General features: G+C 62.4%; 16 protein-coding genes. 4 read left to right on the top strand and 12 right to left on the bottom strand.

Annotation, left to right across the window (positions count from 1 at the left end; translation table 11 throughout):
- The first annotated feature begins 610 nt into the window (after positions 1–610).
- Positions 611–1,690, top strand: coding sequence for a 3-deoxy-7-phosphoheptulonate synthase (locus M5B43_RS22130; RefSeq protein ID WP_248752078.1), 1,080 nt, complete (start codon positions 611–613; stop codon positions 1,688–1,690).
- Between the two features lie 61 nt (positions 1,691–1,751).
- Here M5B43_RS22130 and M5B43_RS22125 read toward each other — a convergent pair whose 3' ends face one another.
- The 11 genes from M5B43_RS22125 to M5B43_RS22075 all read right to left on the bottom strand — a co-directional run bounded on the left by M5B43_RS22125 (position 1,752) and on the right by M5B43_RS22075 (position 14,778).
- A complete protein-coding gene (locus M5B43_RS22125; RefSeq protein ID WP_248752077.1) occupies positions 1,752–2,453 on the bottom strand; it encodes an NAD(P)H-dependent oxidoreductase in 702 nt (233 codons plus the stop codon).
- Positions 2,454–2,462: 9 nt separating this feature from the next.
- Positions 2,463–4,082: an ABC transporter ATP-binding protein gene (locus M5B43_RS22120; protein WP_248752076.1), complete on the bottom strand. Its 1,620-nt coding sequence runs from the start codon at positions 4,080–4,082 to the stop codon at positions 2,463–2,465.
- A 2-nt stretch (positions 4,083–4,084) separates the two neighbouring features.
- A complete protein-coding gene (locus tag M5B43_RS22115; RefSeq protein ID WP_248752075.1) occupies positions 4,085–4,912 on the bottom strand; it encodes an ABC transporter permease in 828 nt (275 codons plus the stop codon).
- A gap of 3 nt (positions 4,913–4,915) precedes the next feature.
- Positions 4,916–5,875: an ABC transporter permease gene (locus M5B43_RS22110; RefSeq protein WP_248752074.1), complete on the bottom strand. Its 960-nt coding sequence runs from the start codon at positions 5,873–5,875 to the stop codon at positions 4,916–4,918.
- Between the two features lie 11 nt (positions 5,876–5,886).
- On the bottom strand, positions 5,887–7,473 hold the full coding sequence (locus M5B43_RS22105; RefSeq protein WP_248752073.1) for an ABC transporter substrate-binding protein: 1,587 nt from the start codon (positions 7,471–7,473) through the stop codon (positions 5,887–5,889).
- A 19-nt stretch (positions 7,474–7,492) separates the two neighbouring features.
- Positions 7,493–9,100, bottom strand: coding sequence for a 5-guanidino-2-oxopentanoate decarboxylase (locus M5B43_RS22100; protein WP_248752072.1), 1,608 nt, complete (start codon positions 9,098–9,100; stop codon positions 7,493–7,495).
- Entirely contained in the window at positions 9,090–11,198 is a 2,109-nt protein-coding gene (locus M5B43_RS22095) for an acetate--CoA ligase family protein (protein ID WP_248752071.1), read from the bottom strand. The genes M5B43_RS22100 and M5B43_RS22095 overlap by 11 nt, the downstream gene beginning before the upstream one ends.
- 18 nt (positions 11,199–11,216) lie before the next feature.
- Positions 11,217–12,377 (bottom strand): acyl-CoA dehydrogenase family protein, encoded by a 1,161-nt coding sequence (locus tag M5B43_RS22090; protein WP_248752070.1) that lies wholly within the window; start codon positions 12,375–12,377, stop codon positions 11,217–11,219.
- A 21-nt stretch (positions 12,378–12,398) separates the two neighbouring features.
- The gene (locus tag M5B43_RS22085) at positions 12,399–13,190 is read right to left on the bottom strand and encodes an enoyl-CoA hydratase-related protein (RefSeq protein ID WP_248752069.1); all 792 of its coding nucleotides are present in this window, start codon (positions 13,188–13,190) and stop codon (positions 12,399–12,401) included.
- A 149-nt stretch (positions 13,191–13,339) separates the two neighbouring features.
- A complete protein-coding gene (locus tag M5B43_RS22080) occupies positions 13,340–13,978 on the bottom strand; it encodes a TetR family transcriptional regulator C-terminal domain-containing protein (protein WP_248752068.1) in 639 nt (212 codons plus the stop codon).
- Between the two features lie 41 nt (positions 13,979–14,019).
- The gene (locus tag M5B43_RS22075) at positions 14,020–14,778 is read right to left on the bottom strand and encodes a class II aldolase/adducin family protein (protein ID WP_248752067.1); all 759 of its coding nucleotides are present in this window, start codon (positions 14,776–14,778) and stop codon (positions 14,020–14,022) included.
- Between the two features lie 130 nt (positions 14,779–14,908).
- Between M5B43_RS22075 and M5B43_RS22070 the strand changes: the two genes are divergently transcribed.
- From M5B43_RS22070 to dkgB, 3 genes are all read left to right on the top strand, one after another.
- Positions 14,909–16,864 (top strand): FAD-dependent oxidoreductase, encoded by a 1,956-nt coding sequence (locus M5B43_RS22070; protein ID WP_248752066.1) that lies wholly within the window; start codon positions 14,909–14,911, stop codon positions 16,862–16,864.
- The gene (locus M5B43_RS22065; protein WP_248752065.1) at positions 16,852–17,430 is read left to right on the top strand and encodes a cupin domain-containing protein; all 579 of its coding nucleotides are present in this window, start codon (positions 16,852–16,854) and stop codon (positions 17,428–17,430) included. The genes M5B43_RS22070 and M5B43_RS22065 overlap by 13 nt, the downstream gene beginning before the upstream one ends.
- A 168-nt stretch (positions 17,431–17,598) precedes the next feature.
- Positions 17,599–18,417, top strand: coding sequence for a 2,5-didehydrogluconate reductase DkgB (gene dkgB, locus M5B43_RS22060; RefSeq protein ID WP_248752064.1), 819 nt, complete (start codon positions 17,599–17,601; stop codon positions 18,415–18,417).
- Here dkgB and M5B43_RS22055 read toward each other — a convergent pair.
- Complete coding sequence (locus tag M5B43_RS22055) at positions 18,414–18,833, bottom strand: chemotaxis protein CheY (RefSeq protein ID WP_248752063.1); 420 nt, start codon at positions 18,831–18,833, stop codon at positions 18,414–18,416. The two genes, dkgB and M5B43_RS22055, sit on opposite strands and share 4 nt — an antisense overlap.
- Positions 18,834–18,934 lie beyond the last annotated feature (101 nt).

Below are 18,934 nucleotides of genomic sequence, written 5' to 3'. Positions count from 1 at the left end.
CAGGCACTCATTGTCAAAGTGTCATCAGCATATCGGCACTCACCCCATAGCCGTAAGTCCCCCCACTCAATAGAAATTACTGATTGAATCCACCCGCGTGCCTCGAGTAAGCTCCCCCCATCATTTGGAGAGCTACCATGTTGCAACTCACCCACACTCAGGTTTGCCCTGCTGCCAGCGCCCCGCGCTCGGTATCGGCTACCCGTGTAAAGGGTTCGAGCGCACCGGTCAGCTTTTATTTTGGGTATTGGTTTAGCCACTGGCGCGCCTGATACCTGAAATCGGCGCCCACTACTCAAGGGGTCGCCTACCAGAGAAATCTAACCCCCGGTCGGCTCCCCGACCGGGGGTTTTGTTTTTTCAGGCCCTAATCATTTTGCTTCACACCGAACACTAAAAGGACTCACGACATGAACTACGCCACCTATTACCGTTACGACACTTGCACTGCATGGCGATTTAGCAAGCTCCGTTCGGGACAGCCTGCCGCCTCCGACCGGTCACCTATTGGTGGCAAGCCAACACACGTAGCCAGTACGGCCAATTGTCGAACACCCCAGTAGGCCAAGCGTGCGGGAATCACCCGCCGCTTGCCCAGGAAGCCCTGAATATGAACTCCTCCGTCGCCGCTCTGCCCGTCTCTGCCCTGACCAGTGCCAACGAAGCCCTGACCCAGCGCCTGCCCAGCGCCCTTGAGCTCAAGCACCAATTGCCCCTCAGCCCGTTCCTCAACGAGCAAATCCACGCCCACCGCCAAGCTGTGCGCGCCATCCTCAAGGGTGAAGATTCACGCCTGCTGGTGATTGTCGGCCCGTGCTCGATCCACGATCCGGAATCGGCCATGGAATACGCGCGCAACCTGAAGAAGCTGGCCCTTGAAGTCAGCGACCAGATGCTGCTGGTGATCCGCGCCTACGTCGAAAAACCCCGCACCACCATCGGCTGGAAAGGCCTGGCCTACGACCCGCACCTGGATGGCAGCGATGACATGGCCGCCGGCCTGACGCTGTCGCGCGAACTCATGCGTGAAATGCTGCGCCTGGGCCTGCCAATCGCCACCGAGCTGCTGCAACCCATGGCCGCTGGCTACTTCGACGACCTGCTCAGTTGGGTCGCGATTGGTGCGCGCACCACCGAATCGCAAATCCACCGCGAAATGGCCAGCGGCCTGGGCATGCCCGTGGGCTTCAAGAACGGCACCGACGGCGACGTCGCAATTGCCTGCGATGCGATGCGCTCCGCATCACACCCGCACCGCCACTTCGGCGTTGACAGCCAGGGCCATCCGGCAATCATCCAGACCTCGGGCAACCCGGACACCCACCTGGTCCTGCGCGGTGGCCACCGTGGGCCGAACTACGATGTGCAAAGCGTGGCGCAGGTGAAGCAGGACCTGGCCAAGTCCAAGGTCGCGGCGCGGATCCTGGTCGATTGCAGCCATGCCAATAGCGGCAAGGACCCGCTGCGCCAACCGGCGGTGTTCAACGATGTGCTGGAACAGCGCCTGCAGGGCGATACCTCGCTGGTCGGCATGATGCTCGAAAGCCACCTGTTCGAAGGTTGCCAGCCGTTAAGCGCGTCGATGAAGTACGGCGTGTCGGTGACCGATGGTTGCCTGGGCTGGGAAGGCACAGAGCACCTGTTGCGCGGTGCCGCCGAGCGGTTGCGGGAACACCGCAAAGGCGACTGACGGGTAAAGATCAACATGTGGGAAGGCGCTTGCTCCCTCCCACAGTTGATCGTTATTGGGGTCAAGTTAAGGGGTACAGCGCCTCATCGAATTGCTCAAGTTTCGGAAACACCAAAGGCTGCTCATCCGCCAGCCCTTGCAGCCGCTGCTGATATTCCGTCAAGAACTCCTGCCGTGCCTCGGTGCTGATGTACGGCACATGCCACGCCACAAACGGCGCCACTACGTCATACCCGACATACGCCAATGTCCCCCGCAATATAGGCCGTAGCATGTCCTCCAATGGCCCGTGAATCGCGCCCTCGCCGAACATGTGCTCGCGCCCGCCCAAGGTCACGGTGACCAAGGCACGCTTGCCCGCCAGCCCGCCCTGATCGTAGAAACGCTTGCCGCCGTAACACACACCCGACACCAGCACCCGGTCGATCCAGCCCTTGAGCATCGCAGGCGCCGAAAACCAGAAAATCGGGAAGTTGAGGATCAGCAGATCGGCCCACAACACTTTATCCAGCTCGCCTTGGATATCCGCGGCGATCGAGTGCTTTTTCACCCCCAGGCGCTGCTCCAGGGCATACACCAGGTAATCGGGATTCTCCCGTGTGGAGAAGTCCGCGGCCGACGCCACCGGGTTCCACTGCATGGCATACAAATCGCTGACCGCCACTTCATGCCCCTGGCCCTCCAAGGTGGCCACCGCCTGGTCGCGCAACGCGGCGGTAAACGACTGTGGCTCAGGATGGGCGTGAACAATCAAAACCTTCATATGAGTTCCTCAAACGGTGTGCGCCGCCCGTTGGGCCAGCAGATGGTCGAGCCAGTCCGGGTCCATCTCCGGCTCCGATGAAAACAGCAGGCCGGTGTAGTCCTGGTATGGCGCAGTGAAGATCGCGCCGCGACTACCCTGGTCGACTACGCGACCGCGCTGCATCACCACCACCTCATCGGCAATCGCACGTACGGTCGCGACATCGTGGGTGATAAACAGATACGCCACACCGAGTTGCTGCTGGATGCGGTTGAGCAGTTTCAGCACGCCCTCGGCCACCAGTTGATCGAGGGCCGAAGTGACTTCGTCGCAGATAATCAATTGCGGGTCGGCCGCCAGGGCGCGAGCGATGCAGATACGTTGCTTCTGCCCACCAGACAACTCGCGGGGTTGGCGCTCCATGAAGGTGGCGGGGTCCAGTTCGATCATCTCCAGCAACTGCGCCACCCGCGCGCGCATCGCTTTCCCCTTGAGGCCCAGGTAAAACGTCAGCGGCCGGCCGATGATATCGACGATACGTTGGCGCGGGTTCAACGCTGTGTCGGGGATCTGGTAGATCATCTGGATGCGCCGCAATTGCTCCTTGCTGCGCCGGCGAAAATCCACCGGCAGCGCCGCACCGTCATACAGCACCCGCCCCGCCGTGGCCGGCAGCAGCCCGGTGATCAAGCGCGCGGTTGAACTCTTGCCGCTGCCGGACTCGCCGATGACCGCCAAGGTCTGGCCGCGATACAGCGTCATCGACACGTCATGCAGTACGGGTTGGTGACCATAACTGGCGCACACTTGGCGCAGCTCCAGCAGCGGCACTTCCTGGGCCGGGCACGCCTTGGGCTCGGTGCGAAAACTGCGTACCGCCCACAGGGACTTGGTGTAGTCCTGTTGCGGCTGGCTGAGCATGCTGCGGGTGTCGGCTTCTTCCACCCGTTTGCCGTGGCGCAGCACCATGATGCGGTCCGCCATCTGCGCCACCACCGCCAAGTCATGGCTGATGTAGAGCGCAGCGCTGCCGAAGGTTTTCACGGCGTCACGAATCGCCGCCAGCACTTCGATCTGTGTGGTCACGTCGAGGGCCGTGGTCGGTTCGTCGAAGATGATCAGGTCCGGGTGACACGCCATGGCCATCGCCGTCATCACCCGCTGCAACTGCCCGCCGGAGACTTGATGCGGATAGCGCTGGCCAATGCTCTGCGGGTTGGGCAGGCGCAGCACACGGTACAGCGCCACCGCTTCACGCTCGGCGCGGGCACGGCTGATGCCGCCATTGATCACGGCGCTTTCCACATGTTGGTCGATCAGGCGATGCGCCGGGTTGAACGACGCTGCCGCACTCTGTGCGACATAGGCGATGCGCAGGCCACGCAATTTGCGCAGCGCCTCGGGCTTGGCCTGCAACAACTCAATGCCGTCAAACTTCACCGAGCCGCCGACAATCCGGCAACCGTCCCGTGCATACCCCATCGCGGCCAAGCCCAACGTCGACTTGCCCGCCCCCGACTCGCCAATCAACCCCAGCACTTCCCCACGCTGCAAGGTCAGGTCGATGCCGTTGATCAGCGAATGCCAGGCGCCTTCGTAATGCCCCTCGACCTGCAGGTTGCGGATTTCCAGCAAGGGCTTGTCCATCCTCAACACTCCTTCAGGCCGCTGGATTGATGCAGCACCCAGTCAACGACAAAATTCACGCTGACGGTAATCAACGCCACCGCCAAGGCCGGCAGCAGTGGGCTGATATCACCGAAGGTGATCAACACCGCGTTGTCACGCACCATGCTGCCCCAATCGGCGGTCGGCGGTTGAATGCCCAGGCCAAGGAACGACAGCGCGCTGATAAACAGGAACACAAAGCAGAAGCGCAAGCCGAACTCGGCAATCAGCGGCGCGGCGGCATTGGGCAGCACTTCGCGCGTCACCAGCCACCAAAGCCCTTCCCCACGCAGCCGTGCCGCTTCGACAAAGTCCTGCACCACCACGGTCATCGCCACCGCACGGGCCAGGCGAAACACCCGCGTCGAATCCAGCAGCGCGATCACCAGCACCAGCGATGTAGCGTTGGTGCCCACCACGCTGAGGATCAACAGGGCGAAGATCAACTGCGGGATGGCCATGAGAATATCCACCACCCGCGACAAGCCCTGATCGATCCAGCCACCTCTGATCGCCGCGACCAGCCCGCTCAAACCGCCCAGCACAAACGCCAGTGTGGTGGTCAGGAACGCAATGCCCAGGGTATTGCGCGCGCCGTACACCAGGCGGCTGAACAGGTCGCGCCCCAGGTTATCGGTACCCAGCAGGAACTGGCCGCTCCAGGGCGCGAAGCCCTCGCCCACCACTTGGGTTTCGCCATAGGGCGCCAGCAACGGCGCAAATACCGCCACCCCGATGTACAACACAATGATCAGCAGGCCGAACTGGGCGCTCAACGGCGCCCGGGCCAATTGGGTCAACAGGCGCATGGTCTACCCCTTCGGATGCATCAGGCGTGGGTTACTGGCGATGGACAACACGTCCGCCCCGGTATTGAGCAGGATGTAAGTGGCGGCAAAGATCAGGCTGCAAGCCTGCACCACCGGGATGTCGCGCTTGGACACCGAATCCACCAGCAGTTGGCCAAGCCCCGGGTACACAAACACCACTTCGACCACCACCACGCCCACCACCAGGTACGCCAGGTTCAGCGCCACCACGTTGATAATCGGCGCCAAGGCGTTGGGCAAGGCGTGCCGCCAGATAATCCGCGATGGGCTGATACCCTTGAGTCGCGCCATCTCGATATAAGGGCTGGCCAGCAGGTTGATCAGCGAGGCACGGGTCATGCGCATCATCTGCGCCACCACCACCAGGCTCAGCGTGGCCACCGGCAATACCGAACGTTCCAGGATCGTAGCGAACGACGCATCCGGGGCCAGGTTGGACAGGCTGGGAAACCAGCCCAGTTTCACCGAGAACACCAGGATCAGCAGGTAGGCGACAAAGAACTCGGGGAACGACACCGCGCTCAATGCCGAGGTATTGAGCAGGCGGTCGAACCAGCTGTTGCGGTACAACGCCGCCAGCATCCCCAGCACCAATGCAGTGGGCACCGAGACCCATGCCGCCAAGGCGGCCAGGCTCAGGGTGTTGCCCAACCGTGCACCGATCAACTCGGCGATGGGCCGTTGATTGGCCAGCGACGCGCCCAGGTCGCCGTGCAGCAGGCGCATCAGCCAGTGCACGAAGCGCGTCAGCGGCGGCAAATCCAACCCCAATTGCGCCCGAAAGGCCGCCACCGTCTCCGGCGTGGCGGACTGGCCAAGCATGGCCTGGGCGATATCGCCCGGCAACAGGCCCACGGCGAGGAAGATGATCACCGACACGGCGAGCAACGACAGCACGCCGAGGGCCAGGCGCTGAAGGATCAGCTTGAACAAGCTATTCATAACGCTGCTCCTCAGGCTTGCCACCACCGTTCGATCAAGCGCAACCCATCCAACTCGCCATAAGGTGCGGTCAAGGGCCCATGATTGACCCGCTTCGAACGCGCCGCCACAGAGCTGGCAAACAGCGGCACAATCGCCCCGCCATCGTCCCGGCACAGGGCCTGCATTTCGTTGTACATCTCCTGGCGCAACGGCGTGTTCATCTCGCCACGGGCAGCGGTCAGCAGTTGGTTGAAACGGGCATTGTCCCAGTGGGTTTCGTTCCAGGCCGCGCCCTTGGCGTAGCCGATACTGAACATACGGTCGGCGGTCAGGCTGCTGTACCAGAACGAGGTGGTGAACGGTTGCTTCATCCACACGTTGGAGAAGTACCCATCGGCCGGTTCGCGCACCACGTCTATGTCGATACCGGCCTGGCGCGCCTGTTCCTTGAACAACACCGAGGCATCCACCGCACCGGTGTAGGCGGCGTCAGACGCTTGCAGCCGCACCTTGAGCGATTCCACACCGGCCTTGCGCAGGTAGAAGCGTGATTTGTCCGGATCGTAGGTGCGTTGCGTAAGCGCCGCATTGATAAAACGGCTACCGGGCTGGATCGGGTGGTCGTTGCCCACCAGGCCGTAGCCGTACAGCACCGAGGCGAGCAAGGTTTCGCGGTTGATTGCATGCTTCATGGCCATGCGGATGTCGTTGTTCTTGAATTCGTTGCTGTCGCACAGCATCGGGAAGGTGTAATGCTGGGCGCCCTTGGTTTCTTCGATGACCAGGTTGGCATTGCGCTTGAGCAAGGCCACGGTTTTCAAGTCGACCTTATTGATCACGTCCACCTGCCCGGTCACCAGCGCATTGACCCGTGCAGCCCCGTCGGCGATGGCGAGCAGTTCGGCGCTGGCGAAATGCGCGCGCCCCGGTTTCCAGTAGTCGGGGTTACGTTCCAGGTCCATGCGCACACCGGGCTCGAAGCTTTTGAGGCGATAACCGCTGGTGCCCACGCCGGCCTGCCAGTCGGCCGCGCCGTCCTTGGCGGGCATGATGACCAAGTGGTAGTCGGCAACCACATAGGCAAAATCCGCATTCCCCGAGTGCAGCTCGAACACCACCGCATCGCGGCCGTTGGCGCTGACACTGGCCACATCGCCGAGTACAGTCTTGGCCGCCGAGGTGGAGTCCTTGCTCAGGTGGTGATTGATCGACACCACCACGTCTTCGGCGGTGAGGCTTTTGCCGTTATGGAAGGTCACGCCGGGGCGCAGGTGGAAGGTCCACACTCGCGCATCCGGGGTGGACTCAAAACGCTCGGCCAGTTCGGGAATCGCGCTGCCATCCACGGCAATTTCGGTCAGCGTGTTGTACACCGCCGAGAAGCCGACGAAGGTGAAGGTGTCGACCCAGGAGCCCGGGTCGCGTGAATCGGTGGTGCTGCCTCCGGCCAGGCCCAGGCGCAGCACGCCGCCAGGTTTAGGCGTGGCGTCTTCGGCAAAGGCGTGCAATGGCAGGCCCATGGACAACGCCGCCGCCACCGCGCCGGCCACGGCGCTGTGTTTGAGAAAGTCCCGTCGGTGCATCGCTTGAGTCATGTTGTTGTTGTTTTCGCTCATGGTCTTGCTCCTCTAAAGGTCAACAGGCACAGGCATGTTTCAACTCGATCAACGTCACGCCATTGCGTGTGAAGGCATTGCGCAAGTCCGTCTGCAATTCATCCAGGTTTTGCGGCTGGTTCACCGTGCAGCCGAACGCCTGGGCGAACAGTGCAAAATCCGGGTTACGCGGCAGCACGCCAATGGGCTCGATGTGCAGCTCCAGCATGTCGTCACGGATCTGCCCCAGGGCATCGTTGTTCCACAGCAACACCACCAGCGGGCTGTCCAGTTCTTCGACGGCGGTCGCCAGTTCCTGGGCGGTATAAAGAAAGCCACCGTCGCCCACCAGCACCAGGCCCGGCCGTTGCGGCGCGCCGAACTTGGCGCCGATGCCCGCCGGCAGGCCGTAGCCCAAGGTGCCGTAGCCCGTGGGATGCAACCAGCTCCGGGGCGCTCGGCTGGGGAAGGCGTAGTTGCCGGTATAGGCCAGTTGGGTCATGTCGCTGCTGATGAAGGCGTTGGCAGGCAGTTCGGCCGCGATGCGCGCAAGAATGGCTTGGTGGAGGCTCTGCAATGGACCATGCCCCTGCGCGATCGCCCGGTGCAAGGTCGCCACTGCCTGCATGGCGCGCTCATCGTCGCGTGGCACCGGTGGCAGGCGCTCCAGCAACGCCAGCAACGTCTGCTGCGCATCCCCCCGCAGCGCCACGGCACAGGGGTAAACATCATTGAATTTACGCGGGTCGATATCCACTCGCAGCAGCTCGCCCTTGATCGGTAAACGCTCGCGCCAATAGTCGGTGTCGGCCATTTCCGTACCGACCGCCAACACCACGTCCGCCTCGCTGATCAGTTGCCAGCCGTGCTCGACACACAGACTGGCACCGGCATTCAGCGGGGCATCGATCGGCAGCAAGCCCTTACCTGCGACACTGGTGAAAAACGGCGCGGCCAAACGCGTGCTCAAGCGCTGCAATGCCGCGCCCGCCGCCAGCGCGCCCCCACCGGCAATGATCATCGGCCGTTTGGCCGCCACCAGTTTGGCCACGGCCTGATCGAGCACCTCGGCCGATGGCAGGCCGCGCCCCGGGCGGCGGACGACGTCGTTGCTCCAGTCGCGCTTGATCGGCGCGGCCAACACATCCAGCGGCACCGAGATATGCACCGGGCGTGGCCGTTCGCTGTCGAACACTGCGTAAGCCCGCGCGACCAGCTCCGGCAAATCTTCGGCGCTGAGCGCCACCGCAGAAAACGCCGTGATGGGCGCCGTGATCGCGCGTTGGTCCTGGGTTTCATGCAGGCTGCCCCAGCCTTTGCCGAGACTGGCGGTGTGGTTGACGCTGGAAATCACCAGCATCGGGATCGAGTCGGCATAGGCTTGGCCGATGGCGGTTGCGGCATTGGTGACGCCGGGGCCGGTGATCACAAAGCACACGCCCGGTTTGCCACTGACCCGTGCATAACCGTCGGCCATAAAACCGGCGCCCTGTTCATGACGGGTCAGCACGTGGCGAATGCCGCTGCCGGGCAAGCCGCGATACAGCTCCAGGGTATGCACGCCCGGAATGCCGAATACCGTGTCGACGCCATAGTTGGCCAGCAACCGCACCAGGGCCTGGCCACCGGTCAGAGTATTATCGTGCATGTTCATCTCCTAGACGAATCAATGCATCGACCGCCGTAGCGCCCTGGGCATTGACCAACAATGGGTTTACATCCAGTTCCAGCAACTGTTCGGCGTTGGCACACGCGTAGTCGGCCACCGCGCGAATGGCCGCCACCAAGGCGTCCATATCCGCCATTTCGCGCCCGCGAAACCCTTGCAACAGCGCAGCGCTGCGCAGGCTGAGCACGGCATTGCGGATGGCAGCATCGGTGGTCGGTAGCAGCAGGCTGCGGCTGTCCTTGAGCAGCTCCACCCAAATACCGCCGGCGCCAATCACCAAGGCCAGGCCGAAGCCGTTCTCACGCTTGATCCCGACAATCAGCTCAGCCAGGGGCGGTGTGGCCATCGACTCCAGGAGCAGTTGATCGACGATAACGCCCGGTGCATACGCGGCGATTTGTTCACGCATCCGCTGCAACGCGTGCGTCAGGGCGACGCCGTTTTGCAGATTCAGCACCACGGCACCGGCTTCGGTTTTATGCGGCAGATCAGCGCTGACCGCCTTGAGTACCAGTGGGTAACCCAACCGCTCTGCATCCGCCATCGCCCGCTCCGGCGTCGTTAATACACCCGTTGGCGTGGTCAAGCCGAAGGCGCGTAACCGCTGCTTTGAAGCCCACTCATCCAGAACCGGACCTTGGCCTTCCAGTGCTTGCGGGCACAAGGGTTCGAGGATCGACTCGCCGCGCTCCAACAACACACGGCGATGGCTCTGGTAATCGGCAATGCGCCCCCAGGCAGCGAGTGCATCCTCCACCCCTTGCAACGCGGCAATGCCTTGCGCATGCAGGTGTTCTCGGGCGTGAGCCGGCAGCAATTCGGGGAACGCCGAGGTGACGAAACCCGTCTTGCCATGGCGGCGGAGCGCCGCGCAAAACAGCTCCAGCAGCAGGTCGCACTCCTTGCGTTCGCCGGTAAACTGCGCCGGATAATCAAGCACCAGCATGGCCGCATCGGCATCGGTGCGCAGGGCGGTGTCGAGCATGCGGGTGAGCGCATCACGGTCGCCCCAGATGGCGGTGGTGAAGTCCAGCGGGTTGACCAGGTTGGCGTAGCTGGGCAGCACTTGCGCCAGCTCACCGCGCTGGCCTTCGTCCAGTTTTGGCAAGGCCAGATGGTTGCGTTCAGCGTAATCGGCAATCAGCCCTGCATCGCCACCGGAGCAGGCCAGCGCTATCAGGTGGTTGCCCACTGGCAGGTTGCCGCACGCCGCGGCTTTCAGGGTCTCGACAAAACTCACCGGCCCACTGACTCGGATCACCCCCAGGCGGGCAAACAGGCTGTCGTACAGCGCATCCGAGCCGGACAACGAACTGGTATGACTCAACGCCAGCTCGGCGCCGATCTGCGACACACCGGTTTTCAACGCAATAATCGGAATGCCCTTCTCCAGCGCCTTGTGTGCGGCGCGGGCAAAACCGGGCACATTCTTCAAGCCTTCCAGGTGCAAGCCGATGGCGGTGACACGCGGCTCATCGAGCAACACCTCCATCAACTCGGCAATGCCCAACTGCGCCTGATTACCCACCGAGGCCATATAAGCCACCGGCAACGAGCGGTCGCTCATCGACAGGTTATAGGCAAAGTTGCCGCTTTGGGTCAGGACTGCCACGCCCTTCTCGACCGCTTTGCCGCCATGGGCCACCGGCCACAATGCCGAGCTGTGCAGGTAGTCCAACAGGCCATAGCAGTTGGGGCCGAGCAGGGCCATGTCCCCCGCCGCTTGCACCAGTTGCTGCTGCAACGCAGCACCGGCGGCACCGGTTTCGGCAAAGCCCGAGGCGTAACAGATCGCGCCACCGCAGCCGATGGCGGCGAGTTCGGCGACGCAGGTCAGTGTGAGCTCGCGGTTGGTGGCGATAAACACCGCGTCCGGGCCGCACGGCAGATCAGCGATACGGCGTACACAAGGAATGCCATCGAGGTAGTCGTGCTGCGGGTTGACCAGCCACATCGGCCCGGTAAAGCCACCATCGGCGCAACGCTTGAGGGCGCGCGCCATGCTGCGCCCGCCGACGAAAGCCAAGTGACGCGGCGCCAGCAGGCGCTTGAGGTTGTCGCGAATAGCCTGGGACATAAGCGTTCTCCGCGCGGGTCAGCGCAACAACGGCCGCAACAGCTCACGGGCGATGATATGGCGCTGGATCTCCGAGGTGCCTTCCCAGATCCGCTCGATCCGTGCGTTGCGCCAGATGCGCTCCACCGGCCCTTCATCCATCAAGCCCATGCCACCAAAAATCTGTACGGCTTCATCGGCGACCTTGCCCAGGGTTTCACTGGCAAACAGCTTGGCCATGCCGGCCTCGCCGTCGGTCATGCTGCCCTGGTCCATCTTCCAGGCGGTGTGCAGGGTCAACAGTTCGGCGGCGCGAATCTGCGTGGCCATGTCGGCGAGCTTGAAACTCACGCCTTGATAAGTACCGATGGGCTGGCCGAACTGCTTGCGGTCCGCCGCCCATTGCAGCGATACCTCCAGCGCGCGCTGGGCCTGGCCGACGCAGTTGGCGGCCACCATCACGCGGCCGGCGGTGAGCCAGGCGTTGGCCACTTCCCAGCCTTTGCCCACTTCCCCCAGCACCTGAGAAGCCGGCACGCGGCAGTCGTCGAAGAACATTTCGTAGGTGTGGTAGCCACGGTTGCTGACGCACTTGGGGCCCCGGCGAATGGTCATGCCTGGGGTGCCACGGTCCACCAGCAAAGCGGTCACGGCGTTGCGTTGTCGACCGTTGTGTTCATAGGTGTCGGTGACAGCAAACACGATGGCAAAATCGGCGTGCCCGGCATGGCTGATGAAGTGCTTGCTGCCGTTGATCACAAAGTCATCGCCACGGCGCACGGCGCGGGTCTTGATCGCGTTGGCATCGGAACCGGCACCTGGCTCGGTCAGGGCAAAACAGTCGATTTTCTTGCCCTGAACACAGGGCAGCAAGTAATCGCCAATTTGCGCGCCGGTGCAGGCCATGAGGATTTTCGAGGGCCGTGCGACAAACACATGCAACGCCCACGAGACCTTGGAAAGCTCTCGTTCGATCAGCGCCTGGGACAGGTAATCAAGGCCACCGCCGCCCACCTCTTCGGGCATGTTGAACGCATAAAAACCGGCCGCGATCGCCTTGTCACGAATCTGCGCGGCAAGCTCGGGAGCGACTTCATCCGCACGGTCCACGGCCTCTTCGTGGGGCAGCAATTCCTTGGCAACAAAACTGCGTACCGCATCCACCAACATGTCTTGTTCTTGGCTGAGTTGGAAATTCATGGCGCTACCTGTGTGTCGTTTTTATTGGCCGGAGAAAATCGGGAGGCGCTTTTCCACGGACGCGCGCAGCGCTTCGGCGCCGTCTGCACTGCGCCCGCACAACAGGCCGGCGGCGAGTTCGGCGTGCAGTTGCTCGGGCAGGCTGCGCGCGGCGCCGTCACGGATCAGGGCCTTGGTCCGGGCGAAGGCGAAGGTCGGGCCGGCGGCCAGGCGGGCCGCCAGCTCGGCGGTGTGCGCCTGGAGTTGCTCATCGGCGACCACTTCCCCCACCAGGCCGGCCGCCAATGCGCGCTCGGCACTCCACAACTCGTCAAGGAACAGCAGGCGCTTGGCTTGTTCGCTGCCGATCAAGCGCGGCAAGTGCCAACTGGCGCCCGCATCCGGGGAGTAGGCCATGCGGGTGTAGCCGGCCTTGAAACGTGCGGACTGGGCGGCGATACGCAGGTCGCAGCACAAGGTCAAGTCCATGCCGGCACCGACGGCAGTGCCGTTGATGGCGGCGATGGTTGGTTTGTCGAGGGTATGCAGGCGGGTCATCAGGGCGTGGGCGGTTTCGGTCCAGCCGTAGGTTTCCAGGGCGCCACGCGCTTGGGCTTCGGCCCATTCAGCCAGGTCGGCTCCCGCGCAAAAGCTGCGACCGTTAGCGGTCAACACCACCACACGCACGGCCGGGTCGGCGTCAAAGCCATCGAGCAGGGTATGCAGGTGCTTGAGGGTCGGGATATCCAGTGCATTGCGCTGGGGGCCACGGTTGAGCGTGATCCAGGCAACGCCGGTTTGCACATGAGTGAGCACGGGCGAATCGGTAGTCATGGCTTCCTCGAATTATTTTAATTGGCTTGAGGGGTGCGACATGGCGAGATACTAAACGAGTGTTCAGTAAGGAGGCAATCAGCAACCTGAAAATATTTTCAGAGGGTAAATGCCGACCTGAACATTGCGTTCAGGCGGCGAGGAAAGGCTCAGGGCTTGAGCTGGTACCGCTGGCGACCACCGCTTTGCAGGCCATCGACCCAGGCTTCGCAAATCTGGATGCCCTGCTCCGGGGTGAAGGTGCCCGGGTTGAGCCCCGACTCCAGCCACAGCCCGTCGAGCAAGGCACTCAGGCCAATGGCGGCGAGGTCGGCGTCGAAGTGCTTCCAACCTTCCTCCTTGGCCATGTCGGTCAAGGCCGAGCGCATGATGGTGCGGTACTCGCCATAGGAATGTTCGTGGGCCAGGTTGATCGCCGGCGCGGTCTTCACCGCCCCCCAGAACACCAGCCAGGCGTCAAGCAGATGCGGGTCGAGCAATTCAGGGGAGAACGAACCACGGAACAACGCCGACAACCGTTCACGGGGATTGGGCGGCGCCTTGGCCATGGTTTCGCGCAACAGGCTCATGACCTGGCCGGTGATCGTGCGATAAGCCTCGGCCACCAGCTCATCCTTGCCGGAGTAATGGTGGCTGATCAGCCCCACCGACACCCCGGCTTCGGCACTGATCTTGCGGATCGAGGCGCCCTGGAAACCATCGCGCTTGAGGCATGTCAGCGTCGCCTGGACCAGGTTGGCCTTGCGCAATTCCGGGTCCATCCGGGAGAAACGGGATTCCTGGGACATGCGGCGGTTTCCTTCGGTTGAGTCGGCTGCACGACTCTACATCAGTCGCGAAACCCCGGCGACACCCGATCCAGCATCCGCAGCAGCGCCGCCCACGCCAGGTGCATGGCATCCGGGTCCGTCAACTCGCCCTCCTCCAAGGCTCGCCCGGGGTTGTTGAATTGCTGCTCGGTGTAGGTACACACCTCGGCCGGTGGCAGCACCAACGGGCCGCAGGCTTGGGCGGCAATCTGGATATCGCAGGCTTTTTCCAGGTAATACATGCGCAAGAACGCCTGGCTGACAGTCTCGCCCACCGTCAGCAAACCGTGGTTGCGCAGCATCAGCACCGGCTTGTCACCCAGGTCACGGACCAGCCGCGCTTGTTCGTCCATGTCCAGGGCCACCCCCTCGTAAGCGTGGTAGGCAACCTTGCCGTAGAACTCCATCGAAATCTGGTTCACCGGCAACAACCCGCACGCCAACGCCGCCACCGCACAACCCGCACGCGTATGGGTGTGCAGCACGCACTGGGCATCTTCACGTGCAGCGTGAATCGCACTGTGGATGACAAAACCCGCCGGGTTCACCGGGTGTGGCGAGGCTTGCACCGCGCGCCCATCCAGGCCGATCTTCACCAGGTTGGACGCCGTGATTTCATCGAACATCAGCCCGTAGGGGTTGATCAGAAAGTGATGCTCGGGCCCGGGAATACGCACCGAGATATGGGTGAAAATCAGGTCGCTCATGCGAAAGTGCGCGATCAGTCGGTAGCAGGCAGCGAGCTCTTGGCGCAGTTGCTGTTCGGTGGAGTGAGTCATTTTTATTCTCCCGGCACAGGTTGATGGGGCGACACTCATTTCAGTCGCCAGTAAAAAAACAAGTTGATTTTTTACTGGCGCGGGCCTCCTATAGAAAAATAACAATAACAGCGCCTGGAGTATTCGCACCATGTCGCCCCATGCTTTCCCCCACCTGTTCGAACCCTTGGTACTGCGGGGCAAACGCCTGAAAAACCGCATCATGTCCAGCGGTCACGACACCTCGATGCCCACCGACAACCGGGTCAACGCGCAGTTGGTCGCCTATCACCGTGCCCGCGCCGAGGGAGGTGTGGGGCTGATTGTGTTGCAAGTGGCTGGGGTGCATGACAGTGCCCGCTACACGTCCCATGTGCTGATGGCCACCGACGACGAATGCATCGACGGCTACCGCGAACTGGCCGAAACCTGCCATGCCCAAGGCACCGTGGTGCTGTCGCAGCTCTTCCATCCGGGGCGTGAAATCATGGAGTCGGCCGATGGTTTGCTGGCCGTGGCGTATTCGGCGTCAGGCGTGCCCAACGAGCGATTCCGGGTGATGCCACGGGCGCTGGACCCGCCGATGATCGACGAGATCGTCGACGGCTATGCAGCCGCCGCGCGGCGCTTGCATCAGGCGGGCATTGACGGGGTGGAGGTCGTTGCCAGCCATGGGTATCTGCCGGCACAGTTTCTTAATCCAAGGGTTAACCGCCGCACCGACGGCTATAACGGCGACCTTGCACAACGCCTGCGATTTTTGCGCGAGATCATTGCGGCGGTACGCGCGGCAACCGATGAACACTTCATCATCGGCCTGCGTATATCTGCGGATGAGCGCGACGCCGAAGGGCTGACTGAAGACGAGTCACGCTCGGCCGTGCAACACCTGCAAACACAGCTGGACTATGTGCATATCGTCGCAGGGACATCGGCGTCTCCAGGCGGCGCCATTCACATCGTGCCGCCCATGGCGATCGCCGCCGCATACCTGGCCGATACGGCGGCAACGTTCAAGGCCAGCCTGTCGATTCCGCTGTTCGTCACCGGCCGGATCAACCAGCCCCAAGAGGCCGAGTTGATCTTGGCACGGGGCCAGGCCGATGTGTGCGGCATGACCCGCGCGCTGATTTGCGACCCGCTGATGCCGGCCAAAACCCTGGAAGGTCACGTGGAAGATGTGCGCGCGTGCATCGCCTGTAACCAGGCGTGCATCGGTCACTTCCACAAGGGCTTGCCGATCTCCTGTATCCAACACCCCGAGACCGGGCGTGAGCTGACGTTTGGCCACATACCGCCGACCTTGCGGCGCAAGCGGCTGATGGTGGTCGGCGGTGGCCCGGCCGGCATGAAAGCGGCGGCCGTCGCCGCGCAACGTGGGCATGACGTGACGCTGTACGAGGCCAGCGGCCAATTGGGCGGGCAAGTGCTGTTGGCGCAGTTGCTGCCACGGCGCAGCGAGTTCGGCGGTGCCAGCACCAACTTGCAACGCGAGATGGAACTGGCCGGCGTGCGTATCGTGCGTAATACCCGGGTCGACCGCACCCTCGTGGAACGCGAACAACCCGACCACGTCATCATCGCTACCGGCGCCGAGCCCTATTGGCCAGCGTTCGAGCAAGGCGGCGAACTGCAAGTGGTGGACGCCTGGCAAGTGCTGCGCAATGAGGTCACGCTGGGCCGCTCGGTGGTGGTGGTCGACTGGCGTTGCGACTGGATCGGCCCCGGCATTGCCGAACGCCTGGTGCGCGCCGGCCACGCGGTGCAACTGGCGGTCAATGGCACCCACTGTGGGGAAAACCTGCCGCTGTACGTTCGTGACCAACTGGCCGGCGAGTTGCACCGGCTGGGCCTCCCGATCATCCCCTACGCGCGCCTCTATGGCTGCGACGACACCACCGTCTACCTGCAACACACCGCCAGCGGCGAACCGATGCTGCTGGAAAATATCGACACCCTGGTGTTATGCCAGGGGCATCAGCCGGTGGACACGCTTGGTGCACAGCTGCACGGGCTTGTACCCTTTGACCGCATCGGCGACTGCCTGGCGCCGCGCACTGCGGAAGAAGCCATATACGAAGGACTCAAGATCGCATGGACGCTGTGAACGAAGCCCCCCCACAGCTGTTTCTCGGCACACGTATCCGCGGCCTGCGCAAGGCTCGCGGCATGACGCTGACTGAACTGGCGCAGAGCAGCGCATTGACCGCCGGCTACCTCAGCCAGTTGGAGCGTAATCTCGCTTATCCATCCATTGCCGCGTTGTTCAATATCGCCCGCAGCCTGGGGGTGACCCTCCAGTGGTTCTTCGCCAGCGAAACCATCCCCGCACCGGCAGACGAAGGCTACGTGGTACGCAAGGACAACCGCCAGAGCATCCGTTATGAAGATGGCATCGTCGACCAACTGCTGACACCCCTGCCCAATCACCAACTGGAGATGCTGCAATCGAGCTTTCCACCCGGCACCTACAGCCAGCAGAGCTACAGCCACGAAGGCGAAGAAGCCGGCTACGTCTTGAGTGGGCAGTTTGAGCTATGGGTCGGTGAGCGCCATTTCCTGTTGGCGGCAGGCGACAGCTTCAGCTTTGCCAGCAGTGAACCCCATCGGTATGGCAACCCGGGCAAGGTGGAGACGGTGGTGATCTGGGTGATCACACCGCCGACTTTTTAGGCCGCTGGCGCAAATGGAGGTGCTCCCTAGCGGAACGTGATCAACGCCAGCCAGCCGCCGTCACTCGTGACTTTTGGTAAAGACTTCTTTTCAGAATCGACGGTTTTTCCGAAGGGACGACGGGCAGATACTCGACGCCATCGTTCACGTCCCCTTCAGGAGCTACTGATGTCCATCCCTGCACACCCCGTCCCCGCGTTCGGCCTCGGCACCTTTCGGCTCAAAGGCCAGGTGGTCATCGACTCCGTGAGCACCGCCCTGGAGTTGGGCTATCGCGTCATCGATACCGCACAAATCTATGAAAATGAAGCCGATGTCGGCCAGGCGATTGCCGACAGCGGTGTGCCACGTGATGAGCTGTTCATCACCAGCAAGATCTGGATCGCTCATTTTGCCGAAGGCCAGTTGATTCCAAGCCTGCGAGAAAGCCTGCGCAAACTGAAGACCGACTACCTGGACCTGACGCTGATCCACTGGCCATCTCCGGAAAACCAAGTGCCTGTTGCACAATTCATGGGGCAGTTGCTGGAGGCCAAACGCCTGGGCCTCACGCGCCAGATCGGCCTCTCCAACTTCACGGTCGACCTGATGAAGCAGGCGATTGCCGCTGTCGGTGCCGAGAACATCGCCACCCAGCAAATCGAGCTGCACCCCTACCTGCAGAACCACAAGGTCGTGGATTTCGCCAAGGCCAATGGGATCCAGATCACGTCGTACATGACCCTGGCCTACGGTGAAGTGCTGAAAGACCCGGTGATCCAGCAGATCGCCGAACGCCATCAGGCTACTCCAGCGCAAGTGACCCTGGCCTGGGCCATGCAACTGGGCTACGCGGTCATTCCGTCGTCCACCCAACGCGCCAACCTGGAAAGCAACCTCAAGTCCCTGCAACTGACGTTGAGCGCTGCCGATATGGCGCAAATTGCCGGATTGGAGCGTGTCCACCGTTTGACCAGCCCCAAGGGCATTGCGCCGAAGTGGGACTAGACGGCCACCGGCCTGCGCGATAACTCTCGCAGCCACGGTAATACCCGCAGGCCCTGGGTCGCGTCGGGCGGATCGATGATATCCATGAAATGTTCGAGATTGATGTTGTCCGGCACACCCGGCAGGCGTACCAGTACTGCCGGCGTTGTGCCGGTGGGTGCCCCCATGTCCAGGTGGTCATAAACCAGCACATGGTGTGCCTGGGGCTGTGGCCCGCCGGCATGGACCACCAGCCCCGCGTTGATGATCAGTACATCGAACGGTTCGGCCGGAATGGCGGTGAGAATCTGGACCTCTTCGAGAGTTTGCACCGGCACAATCCGGTGATACCCCAATTGGTTGAGCATTTTTTCAATGTACAGACGTTGCAGGTGCTGTTCATCGGCAATCAGGATAGTCAGCGCTTTGTTCGGCATGGCAAACCCTCGGGTAGGCGGTGCTCGTCAGTGAGCGCCCCCCATTCTCCAGACATATCCCGACGACAAAATCAGGCATGTTCCCCCTTCGCGTAGGAGTT

Source organism: Pseudomonas sp. MWU15-20650, from assembly GCF_023242475.1.
Taxonomy (GTDB): Bacteria; Pseudomonadota; Gammaproteobacteria; order Pseudomonadales; family Pseudomonadaceae; genus Aquipseudomonas.
This window is presented reverse-complemented; position numbering and strand designations above follow the sequence as displayed.